The organism is Mesorhizobium sp. YC-39 (assembly GCF_025753795.1).
GTDB lineage: Bacteria > Pseudomonadota > Alphaproteobacteria > Rhizobiales > Rhizobiaceae > Mesorhizobium.
In genome coordinates this window covers 188,872-206,863 of sequence record NZ_JAOWPS010000003.1, presented here as the reverse complement: position 1 = coordinate 206,863, position 17,992 = coordinate 188,872, and the positions used below count along the sequence as shown (strand labels likewise).

Here is a 17,992-nt window from a genome sequence, read left to right as displayed (position 1 = left end):
GCCTTGCATGAAAAGGCTTGGTTAACCTTCTCTGGATACCAATCGTTAATCGAGTTCGCGGCTTAACCGGCACTTCGACAAGACGACCGCCGTCTGGCGCCAAACCGGAGCGACTGGAAAGAAAATGGGACTGGCAGGCTTCACAGACAAGGGCAGGCGTGTCGGAGGCATTTTCTGCCTGCCTGCCTGCCTGCTGTTGCTGCTTGCCGTTTGTCTGGCTTTCCCGCCGGTTTCGTTTGCCGTCGAGACGCCGCTCCGCGCGACCAGTTACAAGATGGCCGGCGACGCCACCAAGATGCGCATCGTCGTCAATTTCGATCGCGAACCCGACATCAAATGGTTCCTCCTGCGCGGTCCCAACCGCCTGGTCATCGATCTGCCAAGCACGCAATTCGCCATCAATGCCAAGGACGTGAAGTCGCGTGGCCTGGTCAGGAATGTGCGCTACGGCGATCTGGGTGAGGGGGTCTCGCGGCTGATCCTCACCGGCAAGGGTCCATTCGCCATAGACAGGCTCGACGTGCTCAAGAACGAGGACGGCAACGGCTACCGCATCGCCATTGACATGTCGGCGGCGTCGGCGCGGGAATTCGACGCCGCACTTGCCAACCAGGCGCTGACCACCGGTTCGACGGTCTCCGCCGACAAGGGTGGCCGGGTCGGCACCGGGCCGGTCTCCAATCCCGGCCATCGCTTTACCGTGGTCATCGATCCTGGCCATGGCGGCATCGACGGCGGTGCCGAAGGTCTGAACGGCACGATCGAAAAGAACGTCACGCTCGCCTTCGCCGCAGAATTGCGCGACAAGCTTGCCGCGGTCGGCAAATACGACGTGTTCATGACGCGCGAGAGCGACCAGTTCCTGCGGCTGGACGACCGCGTGCGCATTGCCCGCCAGCACGAGGCCGACCTGCTCATCTCGATCCATGCCGACACGATCAGCGTCAAGGGCATCCGCGGCGCAACCGTTTACACCGTCTCCGACAAGGCTTCCGACCCGCAAGCCCAGGCGCTTGCCGACCGTGAAAACCTCTCCGACCAGTTCGCCGGCATGGAGATCAAGGACGACAACAAGGAAGTGACCGATATTCTGATCGACCTGATCCGCCGCGAAACGCACAGTTTTTCGATGAGTTTCGCCCATACTCTGGTCGGCCAGCTTTCCAGCAGCGTCGGTCTCATCAACAATCCACAGCGTTCGGCCGGCTTCAAGGTGCTGAAGGCGCCGGACGTCCCGTCCGTGCTTGTAGAGCTTGGCTATCTCTCCAATGCCAAGGACGAGGCGCAATTGCTCAGCGCCGACTGGCGCGGCAAGGCAGCCCAGAGCATAACCAACGCCGTCGCGCTGTTTGCTTCAGCCAAGACCGGAACAGGAACCGGAGGCTGATATGTCGGCCGTCGCCCACAACCAGGGGCAGCGTTGCACGGTGACAACACCCTGTGCTTTTATATCACGTATTCGAAACCGAAATCCTGGCCTGCCGTATTTTACCCACATGGTGGCGACATGGGTTTTCGAATGCGGATCGGGATCGTCTCGAAAGCTTGCGTGAAAGGCGGCTTCGTTTAGGAGATTCCCGGACCAAGGACTGGAGCGGGCATGATTCGTCTCATTGGCTATTTCTTCGGCATCGGCACGGCGCTGGCCCTTTTGGTCGCGGCGGGCGTGGCGATCTATATCAGCCATTTGTCGAAGGATCTGCCCGACTACGAGGTCCTGGCCAAGTATGAGCCGCCGGTTACGACCCGCATCCATGCGTCGGACGGCGCGCTAATGGCCGAATATGCGCGCGAACGGCGCCTGTATTTACCGATCCAGGCGGTGCCGGACCGTGTCAAAGCGGCATTCCTGTCGGCCGAGGACAAGAATTTCTACAACCACCCCGGCATCGACATGACCGGCCTTGGCCGCGCGGTCCTGGTCAATCTGCAGAATTTCGGATCGGGCAAGCGACAGGTTGGCGCCTCGACCATCACCCAGCAGGTGGCGAAGAATTTCCTGTTGACCTCGGACCAGACCTACGAGCGCAAGATCAAGGAGATGATCCTCGCCTTCCGCATCGAGCAGGCCTATTCGAAGGACCGGATCCTCGAGCTTTATCTGAACGAGATCTTCTTCGGGTTCGGCGCCTATGGCGTCGCCGGCGCCGCGCTCACCTATTTCGACAAGTCGGTGAACGAGCTCACCGTGGCGGAAGCAGCCTATCTGGCGTCCTTGCCGAAAGGCCCCAACAACTACCATCCCTTCAAGCATGCCGACCGTGCGCTGGAGCGCCGCAACTGGGTCATCGACCAGATGGTCGAAAATGGCTACGTCACGCATGAAGAGGGCGAGAAAGCCAAGGCCGAGCCGCTCGGCGTCACGCCGCGCCGAACCGGCACCTATCTGTTCGCCGGCGAGTATTTCACCGAGGAAGTGCGCCGCCAGATCATCGCGCGCTATGGCGAGAACGCGCTCTATGAGGGCGGTCTGTCAGTGCGCACGACGCTCGATCCGAAGATGCAGCTCATCGCTCGCAAGGCGATGCAGAACGGATTGCTCAAATACGATACGCTGCGCGGCTATCGCGGACCGGTGACGCATATCGACGTTTCCGGCGACTGGGGCGTGCCTTTGGGTAACGTCAAGGGGCTGGAGGACGTGCCCGAATGGTCGCTCGCCGTCGTTCTCGACAGTTCGGCAAGCGGCCTGTCCATAGGCCTTCAGCCGACGCGGCAAATCTCGGGCGACCTTGTGAAGGAGCGCGTCGAGGGCACGGTGAGCCGCGAGGACATGAGCTTCGCCATGCGTCATGTGGTCGATGGCAGGACGGTTAAGGCCAAGTCCCCGGCTGATGTGTTGAAGCCCGGCGACGTCATCTTTGTGCAGAAGAACGAAGGTTCGGACAACGCCTACAGCGTGCGCCAGGTTCCCGAAGTGGAAGGCGGCTTGATCGCCATGGATCCGCATACCGGCCGCGTTCTGGCCATGGTCGGCGGCTTCTCCTACGCGCAATCCGAATTCAACCGTGCGACGCAGGCCATGCGCCAGCCGGGTTCATCGTTCAAGCCGATCGTCTATTCGGCCGCCCTCGACAATGGCTATACGCCGGCTTCGGTGATCATGGACGGGCCAATCACCATCCAAAGCGGCAACACGACCTGGACGCCGAAGAACTACGACGGAACGGTGGCCGGACCGGCGACCTTGCGGTCCGGCATCGAGAAGTCGCGCAATCTGATGACGGTGCGCCTCGCCAACGACATGGGCATGAAGCTGGTCGTGGAATATGCCGAACGCTTCGGCGTCTATGATCATCTGGCGCCGTATCTGCCGATGGCGCTGGGTTCGGGCGAGACGACCGTGATGCGCATGGTGTCGGCCTATTCGATCATGGCCAATGGCGGCAAGTCGATCAAGCCGTCGCTGATCGACCGCATCCAGGACCGTTACGGCAAGACGGTGTTCAAGCAGGACGAACGCGGTTGCGAAAATTGCAATGCTGCCGAATGGCAGAACCAGCCCGAGCCGGAACTCGTCGACAATTCCGAGCAGGTGCTCGATCCGATGACCGCCTATCAGATCACCTCGATGATGGAAGGCGTCGTGCAGCGCGGTACCGGCGCCACCATCGCCGAACTCGGCCGCCACATCGCCGGCAAGACCGGAACGACGAATGACGAGAAGGATGCCTGGTTCATCGGCTACACGCCCAATCTCGTCGTTGGCCTTTATATGGGTTACGACCAGCCGAAAGGTCTCGGCAAAGGCGCGACCGGTGGCGGCCTTGCCGCGCCGATCTTCAAGGACTTCATGCGCGTGGCGCTGGACGGCACGCCCAATGTCGATTTCCAGGTCCCCGAAGGCATGAAACTGATCGCCATCAATCGCAAGACCGGCATGCGCGCCAGCGAGGGCGCCGCAGGCACCATTATCGAAGCCTTCAAGCCGGGCACCGGTCCTGCCGACAGCTATTGGGTGATCGGCATGGGCGCGGATGGATCCAACGCCTCTGGCGGGTCGCTGTCGCCGCAGGCTAATCAGGCCATCCAGTCGGGCGGCGGCGGCCTCTACTGATATCAGTGACATGGCGTGGGGCCGGCTTTCGAGCCGGCCATTTCGCTTTACAGGCGACAGCGTCGTCCCTATGTATCGCGCCGACTCACCAACAGGACAGAACGACCAGCCATGCGCGCGGAAACGCAAAACATCGTCGACGAAATCAGGCAGGCGATAACCCTGCTGAGGAGGCATCTTTGACTGGGATCAGGCCATAAAGCGGCTTGAATACCTGAATGTGCGCGCCGAGGATTCGAGTCTCTGGAACGAACCTTTGGAAGCGCAGAAGCTAATGCGCGAACGCCAAGGTCTGGAGGAAGGCATCGCGGCGGTCAAAGGCCTCACCCAGGCGCTGGACGACAATGTTGGCCTGATTCAGCTTGGCGAGGAAGAGGGCGACGAGAGCGTCGTCGCCGAGGCTGAAGCTTCGATCCGCTCGATGCGCGGCGAAGCAAAGGCTCGCCAGATCGAAACGCTGCTTTCGGGCGAGGCGGACGCCAACGACAGCTATCTCGAAATCCATGCCGGCGCCGGCGGCACCGAGAGCCAGGACTGGGCTTCGATGCTTCTGCGCATGTACACGCGCTGGGCCGAGCGGCGGCGCTTCAAGGTGGAGGTGCTGGAAGTGCATGACGGCGAAGAAGCCGGCATCAAGTCCGCCACGCTGCTGATCAAGGGCCACAACGCCTATGGATGGCTGAAGACGGAATCCGGTGTCCACCGTCTCGTGCGCATTTCCCCCTATGACAGCAACGCGCGCCGCCACACGTCTTTCGCCAGCGTCTGGGTCTATCCCGTCATCGACGACACGATCGAGATCGACGTTTCCGAATCCGATGTCCGCATCGACACCTATCGGTCGTCCGGATCGGGCGGCCAGCACGTCAACACCACCGATTCGGCGGTCCGCATCACCCATCTCGCCACCGGCATCGCGGTCGCCTGCCAGGCTGAACGCTCCCAGCACAAGAACAAGGCGAAAGCCTGGGAGATGCTGCGCTCGCGACTCTACGAGGAAGAGTTGAAGAAGCGCGAGGCGGTGGCCAATGCCACCGAAGCGTCGAAGAGCGATATCGGCTGGGGCCACCAGATCCGCTCCTACGTGCTGCAGCCCTATCAGTTGGTGAAGGATCTGCGCACCGGCGTCGAGAGCACAAGCCCGTCGAGCGTGCTGGATGGCGACCTCGACGATTTCATGGAAGCCTCGCTGTCGCAGCGCATCGAGGGCGGCGCTGGCGAAGCGGTGGCTGACATCGACTGACGGCCGGTTTGCGGCCTCTCGACCGCCATGTCGTCGAGCAAGCCGGCTCGGTTTCGGATTTAAAGCCGAGTGCCGAAAACGGCTCATAACAGTATGTTCTAATATTTGATCGTTCGCGTGATCCTCTCCGGAACCGTTTGCGGTTTCCGGAATTGATGCGCAGTCGGTTGTTGGGCTGAAGTATCAGCAATTTCTTGCGCCAACCAAGGAATCAGCCCAGCATCCAGGGCTTGGGAGTAAAAGCATTTATGGCCGGACGCGGCATATCTGCGACCTGACGATCCGGCTACTGGGAAGACACGTTCTGGGCGGGGCAAGCGAAACGCTTGATAACTCGTGTGATAGGACTGCGCCCATGCCTGCTTCAATGACCCGATCGGCTTCAGCCGTACAAACGGCGGGCCGACTCTTGTTCTCCTTGTTCACAACCGGGGCGATCGCGGTGCTGACGGCGCCTGCGTTTGCACACGATGCCACGCCGACCGCGGCGATGCCGCAAGGCTGGAGCTATCCATTCGCCTGCTGTGCGAATTATGATTGCCGCACGACCCATACGGGCGAAGTCCTGGAAAAACCTGAGGGCTATGTGATTGCCGGCACGGGCGAGGTTGTTCCCATGACCGACAAGCGGGTCAAGGACAGCCCGGATGGCGAGTTCCACTGGTGCGCTCATCAGGCTGGCCTCGACGCCGGCAAGACCATCTGCCTGTTCGTGCCGCCGCGCTCCTACTGAGCGCATTAGAGCGACGTGCGTCCACTTGGACGCACGAAGTGCGCTCTAACACTTTGAATCTACGCATCGTGCTTTCCGAACCGAAGGTCAGCGCAGCAAAAATCGATTTCGATTTTCGGGCCGATGCGACAGGCGGATGCCCTCGGCCACGGGCTGTTGACGCAGGGTTGTCAGGACGGCTCGTCTATGGTGCCTTGTCGCCTTCGGGTGCGGCGGACAAGCGCGAGGGACTTTTTCATGGTCATCAAGGCAAGTTGCCACTGCAAGGCGACGACATTCGAGGTTTCGCAGGCACCGCAAACCGTAACGCAATGCACCTGTTCCTTCTGCTCGAAGCGCGGTTCGTTGTGGGCCTACTACACCCCTTCCCAGTTCAAGCTCACCAGCCCGCTCGATAATGTCTCCTTCTATCGGTGGGGATCGAAAACCGTAAAGCACGGTTTCTGCGCCACCTGTGGCTGCGGCACCTTCACCGAAACGCCGGACTGGTCGACCGGCCAGCCGGATTTCGACAATCCCAAGGTCAGCGTGAATTCGCGCTTGTTCGACGATTTCGACCTCGACAAGGTCGAAGTCGTCGTCATCGACGGCAAGAATCTCTGGTAGCCGATCGCCTCACGCAGCGGCCGCGGATTGAGCCGGGAAAAGCCATGGCCAGCCGCTTTTCCCGTTCCGCTTTTCGCCGCATTTCATGTTACAACGAGACAGGAAGGGCTGATTTGGCGCGCCTTTGGCGCGACCGCGGTTTGGAGAGGGACTACCCAAATGAAAAAGACTGTGCTCGTCGTTGTGGCGACGGCTGTACTCGTGAGCGCCTGCACCACCACCGATCCGTATACGGGAGATCAGAAGATCTCCAACACCGCGGCCGGCGTCGGTCTCGGCGCGCTTGCCGGCGCGGGCGTTGGCCTGCTTGCCGGCGGCAATGATCGCCGCAACGCGCTGATCGGCGCGGGTATCGGGGCGCTTGCCGGCGGCGCCATCGGCGCCACCATGGACCAGAACGAGGCCGAACTGCGCCGGCAACTCGAAGGCACCGGCGTCAGCGTCACCCGCACCGGCGACCAGATCATCCTCAACATGCCGTCCGACATCACCTTCAATGTCGACCAGGATGCAGTGAAGCCCGGTTTCTATCCCGTCCTGAATTCGGTGGCGCTTGTGCTGAAGAAGTTCAAGCAGACCACTGTCGACGTATTCGGCCACACTGATTCGACTGGTAGCGCCGAGCACAATTTTGACCTCTCGCAGCGTCGCGCTTTGGCGGTGGCCAACTATCTGTCAGGGCAGGGCGTCGATTCCCGCCGCTTCGCCGTCACCGGCTTCGGCAAGACGCGCCCGATCGCCTCAAATGCCACAGCCGAGGGCCGCGCGCAGAACCGCCGCGTCGAGATCCAGCTTTCGCCGCTCACCTGAGCAATTCAGCACCAAATGCGAAAACGGCCCCCTGCGGGGCCGTTTTTGTTCGGATGAACGTTTGCGCTCTTCAGCCCAACCGCCCTTAATGCATGCGCCCAAAAGCATGCCCTCGGGCTTGACCCGAGGGTGTGCAGCGGTTTTGGCGCAACGACATGCTAAAACAAAGAGCATTAGTTAGTTCTAACGAACCGCTTTCCCGCAGCCGTGGAAAGGATTAGCATCGACGCTGTTCCGGAGGGGATGAGGCGGTAAAAATCGGCCGCGCAATCAACATCTTTGACGCCTCGGTCTTGCACGGCCAGATCAGAAAAATCTGGGAGGAATGCATGACAAGAAAAACTCGCCTTGGGCGTTGCGGCGTCCTCGTTTTGACAGGTGTCATTGGCGCATGGCTTGGCATGGCCACGGCCCAGGCCGAAGACGCGAACAAGGCCGATATCGAAGCCTTGAAAAAATCGCTGGCCAAATATGAGGATTACACGGCCGCCGTTCGCGACCTCTATCTGTCGACCGTTGGCTGCGTCTACTACAGCGGAGAAAAGATACCCGGCGCGATGGATTACCCGAAGGGCGCCATGGGCATCCATTTCGTCAATGTCCCCAGCGTCGGCCAGAAACTCGACCCGATGCGCCCAAATGTGCTGATCTACGAACCGACCAAGAAAGGCCTTCGCCTGGTCGCGGTCGAATGGCTGGTACCTTTGACGCCAGACACCAAGGAACCTCCAAAACTCTTTGGCCAGACCTTCCAGGGACCGATGGAGGGGCACTATCCCCTTATCCCGAAGGAGTTCGTCCACTACGATCTTCACGCCTGGCTGTTCAGAGATAACCCGAACGGCATGTTCAGCCCGACGAACCCGAACGTGAAATGCAACAGGGCCGAGTTTCCGATGCTGGAGAAACCGACCAAGATGATGCCGGGACCGATGTGACGGCGCCACGAGGTCACCAGAGGAGGCAAGCCGGGTGGTCGGCTTGCCTTGCGAAACAGAAATCAGACCTTGGCGACGATCCGCATGAAGGCCGGCATGTCGTCGCCAAAGCCGACGGTCGCGTCATTGTCTTCCTGGCGGTGGCGGGCAGGGCGGTCGCGCTGCGGCTTGGTATCGCCACGTTCCGGCGTGCGCTGTGCGCTGCGGTCGGATGAAGCCTTCCGTTCGGATGAAGCTTGGCGTTCAGGTGCAGCTTGGCGTTCGCTGTTTTCCGAACGGATCGCTTCCTTGCGTGCACGCCGCTCGCCGATATCGGCGACCGCCGCCTCGGCCACATCGGGCAATTCCTCACGCACGGTTTCCGGTACCGCTTCTTCGCCGGGCTTGGCGTGGCGCTCACGCGGCTTGCGCTCGCCCCTGTCCTTGCGGTCGTCGTCCTTGCGGCCGGCGCGGCGCGGCGCGCCGCGGCCACGACGCGGTGCTTCGTCCTCTCCTTCGCTGGCGACGACGGTCGACAAATCGCCGTCATGCCACTCGATCTTGTTGCCGATCAGCCGTTCGATGGCGTCGACATATTTGGTGTCCGACTTGGTGGTGATGGTGAAGGATTTCCCTGAGCGTCCGGCACGGCCGGTGCGGCCGATGCGATGGACATAATCTTCGGCGTGGATCGGTACGTCATAGTTGAAGACATGGCTGACATCGGGAATGTCGAGACCGCGCGCCGCGACGTCCGAGGCGACTAGATAGCGCAATTTGCCGTCGCGGAAATTGGCCAGCATCTGCATGCGCGCACGCTGATCCATGTCGCCATGCAGTGCGCCGGCGTCAAAATCATACTTGAGCAACGAACGGAAAAGTTCCGAGACCTCGACCTTGCGGTTGCAGAAGATGATGGCGTTCTTCAACTCCGCATCCTCGGCCTTGATCAGGTTGCGCAGCGTCTCGCGCTTGTCCCAAGGCTTCGAGCCGGACTTCACCAGCCGCTGGATGATGTTGGTGGCGGCGGATGCGGCTTTCGAGACCTCGACGCGCACCGGCGCATGCAGGAATTTTTCGGTGAGCTTGGTGATCTCCGGCGGCATCGTCGCCGAGAAGAACAAAGTCTGGCGCGTGAACGGGATCATCTCGCAGATGCGCTCGATATCGGGGATGAAGCCCATGTCGAGCATGCGGTCGGCCTCGTCGATAACGAGAATCTCGACGCCGTTGAGCAACAGCTTGCCGCGCTCGCGATGGTCGAGCAGACGGCCGGGCGTCGCGATCAGCACGTCGGCGCCGCGCTCCAGCTTCTTGTCCTGCTCGTCGAAGGACACGCCGCCGATCAAAAGCGCGATGTTGAGCTTGTGGTTCTTGCCGTATCTGATGAAATTCTCTTCGACCTGCGCGGCGAGTTCGCGCGTCGGTTCCAAGATCAGCGTGCGCGGCATTCGGGCGCGTGCCCGGCCTTTTTCGAGGCGCGTCAGCATCGGCAGCACAAAGGATGCCGTCTTGCCGGTTCCGGTTTGGGCGATGCCTAAAATATCCTTGCCGAGCAAAGCGTGCGGGATGGCACCAGCCTGGATTGGCGTCGGCTGGGTGTAGCCGGCATCGGTGACTGCGGAAAGGACCTTTGGCGACAGGCCAAGGTCTGTGAAAGTCAACGCTTCTTGAGCGATCTGGGTGTCTGAGGACAAGTGTTGGCTGTCTTTGGCTGGTTCGGGGGCGCAACGGTAGCCGTCGCGGCAAGCGCCACGCGCCTGCGATATTGTGCATTGCGATAGGCGGAAGCCCGCGATTTGTCAACAGAAACAGCCGGGAGCGGCACGATTGTGAAGTCGTAACCTTAATCGCGACGCTTAATTGGTGATGGACATGCGCCGCTTCAATAGCGGAACTGCTCGGCAAGGATGCGTTCGTTCCACGAATGGTTGGGATCGAACAGCAGCGTCGCCGTCGCGTTCGGTGATTCCCTGACCGTGACCGAGGTCACCGCCTTGACTTCGGTGTGGTCGGCGGCGGCGTTCACCGGCCGCTTTTCCGGCTCCAGGATGTCGAAGCGCACAGTTGCCTTGTTGGACAGCAGCGCGCCGCGCCAGCGGCGCGGACGAAACGGGCTGACCGGAGTCAGCGCCAGCAGCGGCGCGTCGAGTGGCAGGATCGGCCCGTGAGCTGACAGATTATAGGCGGTCGAACCGGCCGGCGTCGCGATCATCACGCCATCGCAGTTCAACTCCTCCAGCCGTTCCTGCTCGTCCACGGTAATGCGGATCTTGGCCGTCTGGTAGGATTGGCGCCACAGCGCGACCTCGTTGATCGCCAGCGCCGAGACGGTCTCACCCTGATGCGTTACCGCCAACATCTCCAGCGGACGGATTGTTTCGGCGACGGCTGCGGCAATGCGCTCCGCCAGGCCGCCGGCGCGGTATTCATTCATCAGGAAGCCGATCGTGCCACGGTTCATGCCGTAGACCTGCTTTCCCGTGCTCATCGTGTCACGCAAAGTCTGCAGCAGAAAACCGTCGCCGCCCAGCGCAACGACGATCCCGGCCTCCTCGACGGATGCCTGGCCATAGCGCGCCGAAAGGCTCTCCAGCGCCGCATTGGCGTCGGGGGTGCCGGAGGAGACGAAGGCGAAAGGGCTGGCGGCTTTGCTCATGGCTCCCGAATGGCGGCCGGTTGCTGGGGCTGCGCCAGCGCCGGGGTAGCATGGGCCGGCATTTCTGCAAAGGGAGGCGCTGAAGCGCTGGCGGCGATTGTTCGCGCATCGTGTCGCGGCAACAAGCGAATGTGATGGTTAAGGCCAGGCTTAAGCTCTCGTAAAGCCGGATCGATCATGTTAGCCGACAGTGGACGGGCGGCGTGGGGGCTAACCAGTCGAGGCCAATCTATTGCCACTGGCACGCCTAATTATCGTCTTCCTGATGCTGGGAGGTTTCGCCCTGGCCTTTGCCCAACTGGTGCGCCAGTCCGAAGAAATGAGTTTCCGACCCCAGCCCACGGCTTCACGCTGCGGCGACGCCGCCGGCACGCCATGCCCGCAAAGGGCACTGTGAGTTTGCCAGTCTCCGCAGCGCGCTGCACGAATTCTTTCAGACAGGACAGGCTTTAGCGGTTCTCCGCTGTGGACCCACGGCCTACGCCACGGTCGCTCATTGCAATTGCAGCCGGTCGCGATCTAGATGCACGCTTTGGCGGAATAGACGCATGGCCTTGGATGGCCTGGCGTAGAGGGCTTGAAGTTTCCATGGCGCGCAGTGTGTTGGTTTCCGGAGGCTGCGGCTTCATCGGCTCGCATTTGATCGACCGCCTGCTCCTGCGCGCCGATCTGGAGACCTTGGTTGTCGTCGACAATCTGTGGACCGGCTCGCGGCAAAACATTGCGCATATCACCGACCCGCGCCTGAGCCTGGAAATCCAGGACGTCGAGAGCTTTCGGTCCGATCGGCGCTTCGACGAGATCATTCACCTTGCCTCACCTGCGTCGCCGACCTGGTACATGCGCGAGCCTGCCCGCACCATCAAGGCCAATGTCGGCGGGACCATCAATCTTCTGCCGCTGCTCAAGCCGGGCGGCCGCTTCTGCTTCACCTCGACTTCGGAAGTCTATGGCGATCCGCTGATTTCGCCACAGCCCGAGAGCTACAGGGGCTCCGTGGATTGCACCGGACCCAGATCGTCATACGACGAGAGCAAGCGCTGTACCGAAGCACTGCTGTTCGAGACGCAACGTGTCGAAGGCCTCGATGTTCGCGTGGCGAGGCTCTTCAACACCTATGGACCGCGAACCCGGACTGACGACGGCCGCGCGATTTCGAACTTCATAAACCAGGCCCTGACGACCGGTATCCTGACCGTCTATGGCGACGGATCCCAATCGCGAAGCTGGGGCTATGTCGACGACATTGTGGACGGACTGGAGCGGCTTTTCTGGCGCGACGACCTCTCATACCAAGGCCCGCTGAACATCGGTAACGATTGCGAGGTGTCCGTGCTGCAGATCGCAAAATTCGTTTGCTCGCTCGTTCCCGGCTGTTCCATCGAGCACCATGCGCCACTGCCTCAGGATCCGACGAATAGGCGTCCGGACCTGACCTTGGCCAGGCGTGTTCTGCCGGGCTGGGAAGCGAAGACCGGCTATCAGGACGGCATCGAGCGCACTCTGGAATGGGTTCGGAAAGAGCTTGCGGCTCTCGCCGCCGGTCCGCTTGCCCACTGACGCCCGGTCCGGCGACCCGCAAGCTGCTGCCTATTGGCTCCGCGGCAGATGGCAGCCGGCCCGGCGCTTTTGCGCGAGATATTCGTCGACAAGCTGGCGGTAGCGCACCTTGCCAAAGCTCGGGAAATGGCCGCCATGCACGACCGTGACATCGAGATCGCGCATGCGAAGCAGCGTTGCGACATAGTCATCGACCAGCGAATGGTAGACATCGTCGATCAGCGGGCCGTCATAGATGATGTCGCCGGATAACAGGATGCCCGTCCTGTTTTCGTAGAGCGCGATGCCGCCGGGCGAGTGGCCTGGCGTATGGATCACCTCGAAGGCACGGTCGCCGAGATCGACGACGTCGCCCTGTTCGAGCAGACGGCCGGCAGGCGCCGGCAGGATATGGTAGCGCGCCGTGGCCCATCCCTCAGGCATGCCATCGAACATCTCGTCGGTCGCATAGCGGTCGGCGACCGTCCATTCGTTGCGCGGGTCGGCGAGGATTTCGGCTTCCGCTCGATGCACGCAGCGGTCGGGAAATTCGTGATGGCAGCCGATATGGTCGAAATGCGTGTGGCTGGCCACGCATAAGAGCTTTCGCTCGCTCACCAACGGCACATGGCGCCTGAGGCTGAAATGGCCGAGGCCAGTATCGAACAGGAGATCGCGGTCGCGGCCACGCACATGCCAGATGTTGCAGCGGAAGAACGGTTTTATCCATGGCTCATGTATCAGCGTTACACCTTCGCCCATGCGGATGGTTTCGTACCAGTTGGGGGCGTCGATGACCGGAAGCATGCCCATCGCTCAGTCCGTCAGCAGGATGATATCGTCAGCGTTGCACGAAACCGCTGTTGTGTCGCCGGTCTGGACGGTGGCCGACGCCGGAGCCCTGGCGATGAACTGCAATGCAGGATCTAAGGTCGAGGCGGCCAGCACGCGCTTGAAGCTGCCCTGGAAGACAACGTCGCTTACCTCAGCCGTACCGAGCGCTATCGCGCCCCCAGCCGCGCCAAGGACAAGGTGCTCCGGCCGGACGGCGAGGGCGACTTTCGCGCCTGGCTGCAAGGTACCGGGCAACAAGATCGCGCCGGCCGGCGTCGCGACCGAGATCGTCCCTTTCGTCGTCTCCGTCACGTTTCCCTGGAGGATCGTGCTTTCACCCATGAAGGTCGCGGAAAAGCGCGTCGCCGGCCGCGCATAGACACGCTCGGGCGGGCCTTCGTCCTCGATGCGCCCGTCATTCATCACCACGCAGTGGTCGGCCAGCGCCATCGCTTCTTCCTGGTCGTGGGTGACATGGATGAAGGCGGTGCCGACGCGCTTCTGGATCGCTTTCAACTCGTCCTGCATCTGCCTGCGCAATTTGAGGTCGAGCGCGCCGAGCGGCTCGTCGAGCAAGAGCACCGCCGGTTCGATGACCAGCGCGCGGGCCAGCGCCACGCGCTGCCGCTGGCCGCCGGAAAGCTGGTGCGGTTTCTTGTCGAAGGCGGCCGCCAGACCGACAAGCCCCAGCGCCTCGCGCGCCTTGGCGGCGCGTGTCGCGGCATCGACGCCTTGCATGCGCAGGCCGAAGCCGACATTGGCGCCGACGCTCATATGCGGGAACAGCGCATAGTCCTGGAACACGGTCGTCGTCGGGCGTTTGGCCGGCGGCACGGACGTGCAGTCCTCGCCACGTATGAACACCTTGCCTTCGCTCGGGTTGACGAAGCCGCCGAGAATGGAGAGCAGCGTCGTCTTGCCGGAACCCGAGGGGCCGAGCAGGACGGTGTAACTGCCCGGCTCGATCTGCAGGGAGACATTCTTCAGAACCGTCTGCTGGCCGAAGCGGTGCGAGACAGAGCTTATGTCGACCAGAGGCGCGGTCATGCCGGCTTTCTCCGCAACAGCGTCAGTTCGAACAGCACCACCAGGACGATGGAGACGGCAAAGACCAGCGAACCGATGGCATTGGTCTTGGGATTGAGGCCGGAGCGCAGCAGGTTCCAGATCTCGACTGGCAGCGTGGTATCGAAGCGGGTCAAGAGGAAGGAGATCACGAATTCGTCCCAGGAGAAGGTCATCGACAGGAAGAAACCGGCAAAGATCGCCGGCGCCATGACTGGCACGGTGATCAGCAGTAACACCTTCCATTCGGGCGCGCCGAGGTCGCGCGCGGCGCGCTCGATATTGATCTGGTGGTCGCCCATCTGGCTGTAGATGATGGCAAAGCAGAGCGGCAGGTTGATCACGACATGGCCGATACCGGCGGCCAGCAGCGACTTCGGCACGCCGGCCCAGTTGAACAGCACCAAGAGCCCCATGCCGATGATGAGATAGCTGACGGTCAGCGGCAGCGTGATCAGCCCGCGCAGCAGCGCCGAGCTGGGCAAAGTAAACCGCGCAAATCCCCAGGCGGAAAGGAAGCCGAGCGTGACGGCGGCAAGCGAAGAGAGGACGGCGACGAGCAGCGAATTCACCAATGCCGAGGTCAGCCGCGTGTCGGAAAGCACCGCTCCGTACCAGCGCAGCGACGGGCCGGTGAAGGGCGGGATCGGGAACGATGTCGCCTGCAGCGAAAACAGCACCAGCACGACCACCGGCAGGAATATGAAGCCGTAGACGGCAAGCGCATAGAGCCAGGAAGCGATGCGGACAAGAGCGCGCATCTCAGGCTCGCTCGATCTTCAGCCAGCGGGCGCAGGCGAGATAGGCGACGGTGACGACCGCCATCAGGATGATCGACAGCGCCGACGCCAGCGGAAAGTCGCCGCGCCGGCCGATCTGCATCATCACCAGCTGTGGCATCAGAAGCTCGTTGTTGCCGCCCAGGATCTGCGGCGTGATGTAGTCGCCGATGCACAGCACGAAGGTGAGGAAGGCACCGACCATGATCCCCGGCAGTGTCAGCGGCAGCACGACATGCAGGAACGTCCGCACCGGCCCGGCGCCGAGATCGGCGGCGGCCTTGCGATAGCTTGGGCTGAGCTGTTTCAGATTGGCAAAGATCGTCAGCGTCAACAGCATGACGAAGAAATGCACGAAGCCAGTGACGGTGGCGAAGCGCGTATTGGCGAGCTGCAGCGGCTCGGCAACCAGGCCGAGGCTGGTCAGCGCCCGGTTGATGACGCCGTTCTGCGCCAGCACCAGCAGCCAGGAATAGGAGCGCACGACGTAAGAAGTCCAGAACGGCAGCACGGCCAGCATCAGCGCCAGCCGTTGCCAGCGTTCCGGCACCTGTTCGGCGAGGATCCAGGCGAAGGGGTAGGCGAGCAGCACCGAGATCACGGTGACGATGGCTGTCACCTCGAGCGAGTTCACCATCGCCCGCCAATAGGACGGATCGGTGAAGAACTGGCTGTAGTTGGCAAGCGTGAAGCCGCCGCCTTCGTGCGCCGTGAGGCTGGAAAGCCCCATGGCGAGGAAGGGCAGCACGAAGAACAGCAGCGTCCAGCCGAGCGCTGGCGTGACAAGCGCCCAGGGTAGGGGCGCCCTGGGCAGGGCACAGCCCGCCCGGGGCAGGGCGCGCCCGCTGTTTGCAGCGTTGCTCACGGGCGGCTCATTGCGCCTGCAGCATTTCGGTCCAGACGTCCTGCATCTTCTTGTCGAGATCGGCATTCGGCGCCGGGTAGGACTGGGCTCGCGCAAGGAAGCTAGGCTGCTCATCGAAGCGCAGGATCTTCTTCTGCTCGTCGGTGAGCGCCGCCTTGCTGTTTGCCGGCATGCCCCAATAGCACGACGAGGTGGCAAGCCGCGCCTGGCCTTCCGGGCTCATAATGTACTGGATGAACTTCAGCGCCATGTCCTTATTTTTGGAATCCTTGAACATGGCCAGCGACTGCGACCAGAGCACCGCACCCTCTTTCGGGATCGAGAAGTCCAGCGCCGGGTTTTCCTTGGCCAGCCCCGCCGTCACCCATTCGCCGCCGCCGACCAGAATGTCGACCTCGCCGGTGGCGAGCGCCGTCTGGCTGGCGGTCACTTCGCCGACCAGCTTGGCGTTGGCCTTCATCTTCAAAAGTTCGGCCTTGATTGCGGGAAGGTCGGCTTCGGTCAGCTCCGCCGTCTTCTTGCCGATCGCCAATGCTGCCATGCCGATGACCGGCAGATAATAGTCGTAGATGGCGATTTTGCCCTTGTATTTGTCGCCGGTGAGGGCCGCCATCGACTGCATGTCGGCCGGATCGACCTTGGTCTTGTTGTAGCCGATGGTGTTGTAGCCGAACTTTTCGGTGATGCCGTAGCGCTTGCCGTCGACGACGGTGGAGCCGTCCATCTTCACTTGCGCAAAGAGGTCGGCGAGCGGCAGTTTGTCTTCCGGCAGCGGCTCGAACAGGCCTTTTTCGACGCCGCGCGGAATGTCGATGCTGTCGATCACCATCACGTCCCAGTCGCCGGGCTGCGACTGGTCGACGATCGCCAGCCCGGCGCCGGTGCCTTCGAATTCCTTGACATTGACCTTGACGCCATTGGCCTCCTCGAAAGGCTGCAGCAGGGCCGGATCGGCGTGATCGCACCAGATCAGGGCGTTGAGATCCGCAGCCTGTGCGCCGCTCGAAAGCAACAGGGCCACGGCCGCGGTTGCCGCGCGCAGATGGGCTTTTAGGATAGAAGTTAGATTGCTGGACATCGAGTGTTCTCCCTTGCCTTTGTGGCTTGTTGCAAAAAATTGAACCAATTCTAAAATTGAGTCAATTCTGTTTTTGTGGCAAACAGCCGATATGAGTGGATTGCGCGCAAGGCAAAAGGCGGATCGGCACCGCCGCATCATCGAGGCGGCGGCGGACCTTTTCCGCGAGGCCGGCTATGAAGGCGCCAAGATCGAGACGATCGCCGCTCAGGCGGAAGTGTCGATCGGCACGATCTACAATTATTATGAGAATAAGGGCGACATCCTCGGCGCCATCGTCTCGATGGAGGTCAACGAAGTGCTGAATGCCGGGCGTGGCGTCGTCGCCAACCCGCCGGCCAATGTCGGCGATGCACTGGATACGCTGCTCGGCATCTATATCGAGCACTCGCTGCATTATTTGAGCAAGGAAATGTGGCGCCAGGCGATGGCGATCTCGACGCAACTGCCGGATAGCCCGTTCGGCCAGGCCTACACCGGGCTCGACCGGGCGCTGACCGAGCAGATCAGCGCGCTGATCGCCCGGCTGCAAGAGATCGGCCTGGCGCGCGGCGACATCGACGGGCCGGCGCTCGGCGAATTGATCTTCAACAACATGAACATGATGTTCATCGAGTTCGTGAAACGCGACGAGGCCAGGATCGCGGAGTTGCGCGCTGCGATACGGAGGCAGAACCGCATTCTGGTGGCGGCGATCGCGGTTTGAAGATCTGCCACAGCGGATAAATTCACCATTAAGTCAAATAAATAAGTCGAAGTAACCAATCAGAAATTCGCCGTCATAGACAATACCTGCTGGTCTTTATG

Annotated in this window: 16 protein-coding genes; 9 read left to right on the top strand and 7 right to left on the bottom strand. The window is 61.6% G+C overall.

Features of this window, described 5'->3' with window-relative positions; translation table 11 throughout:
* Window positions 1-124 precede the first annotated feature (124 nt).
* The 7 genes from OHD62_RS17695 (at window position 125) to OHD62_RS17665 (ending at window position 8,387) form a co-directional block, all read left to right on the top strand.
* The gene (locus tag OHD62_RS17695; RefSeq protein WP_263784153.1) at window positions 125-1,387 is read left to right on the top strand and encodes an N-acetylmuramoyl-L-alanine amidase; all 1,263 of its coding nucleotides are present in this window, start codon (window positions 125-127) and stop codon (window positions 1,385-1,387) included.
* A gap of 213 nt (window positions 1,388-1,600) precedes the next feature.
* Window positions 1,601-4,057, top strand: a complete 2,457-nt coding sequence (locus OHD62_RS17690) for a penicillin-binding protein 1A (protein ID WP_263784152.1) — start codon at window positions 1,601-1,603, stop codon at window positions 4,055-4,057.
* A 111-nt stretch (window positions 4,058-4,168) separates the two neighbouring features.
* Window positions 4,169-5,300 (top strand): peptide chain release factor 2 gene (gene prfB, locus OHD62_RS17685; RefSeq protein ID WP_263784151.1). Its coding sequence is split into 2 segments (ribosomal slippage): window positions 4,169-4,234 and window positions 4,236-5,300, totalling 1,131 coding nucleotides; the frame shifts between segments, so codons are not numbered across the junction.
* A 355-nt stretch (window positions 5,301-5,655) separates the two neighbouring features.
* Window positions 5,656-6,033 (top strand): hypothetical protein, encoded by a 378-nt coding sequence (locus OHD62_RS17680; RefSeq protein WP_263784150.1) that lies wholly within the window; start codon window positions 5,656-5,658, stop codon window positions 6,031-6,033.
* A gap of 237 nt (window positions 6,034-6,270) precedes the next feature.
* The gene (locus OHD62_RS17675) at window positions 6,271-6,639 is read left to right on the top strand and encodes a GFA family protein (RefSeq protein WP_263784149.1); all 369 of its coding nucleotides are present in this window, start codon (window positions 6,271-6,273) and stop codon (window positions 6,637-6,639) included.
* A 159-nt stretch (window positions 6,640-6,798) separates the two neighbouring features.
* On the top strand, window positions 6,799-7,449 hold the full coding sequence (locus OHD62_RS17670) for an OmpA family protein (RefSeq protein ID WP_263784148.1): 651 nt from the start codon (window positions 6,799-6,801) through the stop codon (window positions 7,447-7,449).
* 329 nt (window positions 7,450-7,778) lie between these two features.
* Window positions 7,779-8,387 carry a hypothetical protein gene (locus tag OHD62_RS17665; protein WP_263784147.1) on the top strand — a complete coding sequence of 203 codons (609 nt, stop codon included), beginning with the start codon at window positions 7,779-7,781 and terminating at the stop codon, window positions 8,385-8,387.
* Between the two features lie 62 nt (window positions 8,388-8,449).
* Here OHD62_RS17665 and OHD62_RS17660 read toward each other — a convergent pair whose 3' ends face one another.
* Together OHD62_RS17660 and OHD62_RS17655 are read right to left on the bottom strand one after the other, a co-directional pair.
* Complete coding sequence (locus OHD62_RS17660) at window positions 8,450-10,063, bottom strand: DEAD/DEAH box helicase (protein ID WP_263784146.1); 1,614 nt, start codon at window positions 10,061-10,063, stop codon at window positions 8,450-8,452.
* Window positions 10,064-10,251: 188 nt separating this feature from the next.
* A complete protein-coding gene (locus OHD62_RS17655) occupies window positions 10,252-11,025 on the bottom strand; it encodes an NAD kinase (RefSeq protein WP_263784145.1) in 774 nt (257 codons plus the stop codon).
* A gap of 588 nt (window positions 11,026-11,613) precedes the next feature.
* Between OHD62_RS17655 and OHD62_RS17650 the strand changes: the two genes are divergently transcribed.
* Window positions 11,614-12,585 carry an NAD-dependent epimerase/dehydratase family protein gene (locus OHD62_RS17650; protein ID WP_263784144.1) on the top strand — a complete coding sequence of 324 codons (972 nt, stop codon included), beginning with the start codon at window positions 11,614-11,616 and terminating at the stop codon, window positions 12,583-12,585.
* Between the two features lie 30 nt (window positions 12,586-12,615).
* Here OHD62_RS17650 and OHD62_RS17645 read toward each other — a convergent pair whose 3' ends face one another.
* The 5 genes from OHD62_RS17645 to OHD62_RS17625 are packed head-to-tail and all read right to left on the bottom strand — an operon-like array spanning window position 12,616 to window position 17,185.
* The gene (locus tag OHD62_RS17645; RefSeq protein ID WP_263784143.1) at window positions 12,616-13,377 is read right to left on the bottom strand and encodes an MBL fold metallo-hydrolase; all 762 of its coding nucleotides are present in this window, start codon (window positions 13,375-13,377) and stop codon (window positions 12,616-12,618) included.
* 3 nt (window positions 13,378-13,380) lie between these two features.
* The gene (locus tag OHD62_RS17640) at window positions 13,381-14,445 is read right to left on the bottom strand and encodes an ABC transporter ATP-binding protein (protein WP_263784142.1); all 1,065 of its coding nucleotides are present in this window, start codon (window positions 14,443-14,445) and stop codon (window positions 13,381-13,383) included.
* On the bottom strand, window positions 14,442-15,224 hold the full coding sequence (locus OHD62_RS17635) for an ABC transporter permease (RefSeq protein WP_263784141.1): 783 nt from the start codon (window positions 15,222-15,224) through the stop codon (window positions 14,442-14,444). Before OHD62_RS17635 ends, OHD62_RS17640 begins: the two co-directional genes overlap by 4 nt.
* Window position 15,225: 1 nt before the next feature.
* Window positions 15,226-16,107, bottom strand: coding sequence for an ABC transporter permease (locus OHD62_RS17630; RefSeq protein ID WP_263784140.1), 882 nt, complete (start codon window positions 16,105-16,107; stop codon window positions 15,226-15,228).
* Window positions 16,108-16,114: 7 nt separating this feature from the next.
* Complete coding sequence (locus tag OHD62_RS17625) at window positions 16,115-17,185, bottom strand: spermidine/putrescine ABC transporter substrate-binding protein (RefSeq protein WP_263784139.1); 1,071 nt, start codon at window positions 17,183-17,185, stop codon at window positions 16,115-16,117.
* A 91-nt stretch (window positions 17,186-17,276) separates the two neighbouring features.
* Here OHD62_RS17625 and OHD62_RS17620 point away from each other — a divergent pair, with 91 nt between their 5' ends.
* Window positions 17,277-17,891 carry a TetR/AcrR family transcriptional regulator gene (locus OHD62_RS17620; protein WP_263784138.1) on the top strand — a complete coding sequence of 205 codons (615 nt, stop codon included), beginning with the start codon at window positions 17,277-17,279 and terminating at the stop codon, window positions 17,889-17,891.
* Window positions 17,892-17,992: the final 101 nt, after the last annotated feature.

Coding starts and splice junctions, on each gene's coding strand:
- OHD62_RS17670 (WP_263784148.1), top strand. CDS start 6,799: ATGAAAAAGACTGTGCTCGTCGTTGTGGCGACGGCTGTACTCGTGAGC.
- OHD62_RS17690 (WP_263784152.1), top strand. CDS start 1,601: ATGATTCGTCTCATTGGCTATTTCTTCGGCATCGGCACGGCGCTGGCC.
- OHD62_RS17680 (WP_263784150.1), top strand. CDS start 5,656: ATGCCTGCTTCAATGACCCGATCGGCTTCAGCCGTACAAACGGCGGGC.
- OHD62_RS17640 (WP_263784142.1), bottom strand. CDS start 14,445: ATGACCGCGCCTCTGGTCGACATAAGCTCTGTCTCGCACCGCTTCGGC.
- OHD62_RS17650 (WP_263784144.1), top strand. CDS start 11,614: ATGGCGCGCAGTGTGTTGGTTTCCGGAGGCTGCGGCTTCATCGGCTCG.
- OHD62_RS17655 (WP_263784145.1), bottom strand. CDS start 11,025: ATGAGCAAAGCCGCCAGCCCTTTCGCCTTCGTCTCCTCCGGCACCCCC.
- OHD62_RS17625 (WP_263784139.1), bottom strand. CDS start 17,185: ATGTCCAGCAATCTAACTTCTATCCTAAAAGCCCATCTGCGCGCGGCA.
- OHD62_RS17645 (WP_263784143.1), bottom strand. CDS start 13,377: ATGGGCATGCTTCCGGTCATCGACGCCCCCAACTGGTACGAAACCATC.
- OHD62_RS17620 (WP_263784138.1), top strand. CDS start 17,277: ATGAGTGGATTGCGCGCAAGGCAAAAGGCGGATCGGCACCGCCGCATC.
- OHD62_RS17635 (WP_263784141.1), bottom strand. CDS start 15,224: ATGCGCGCTCTTGTCCGCATCGCTTCCTGGCTCTATGCGCTTGCCGTC.
- OHD62_RS17695 (WP_263784153.1), top strand. CDS start 125: ATGGGACTGGCAGGCTTCACAGACAAGGGCAGGCGTGTCGGAGGCATT.
- OHD62_RS17665 (WP_263784147.1), top strand. CDS start 7,779: ATGACAAGAAAAACTCGCCTTGGGCGTTGCGGCGTCCTCGTTTTGACA.
- OHD62_RS17675 (WP_263784149.1), top strand. CDS start 6,271: ATGGTCATCAAGGCAAGTTGCCACTGCAAGGCGACGACATTCGAGGTT.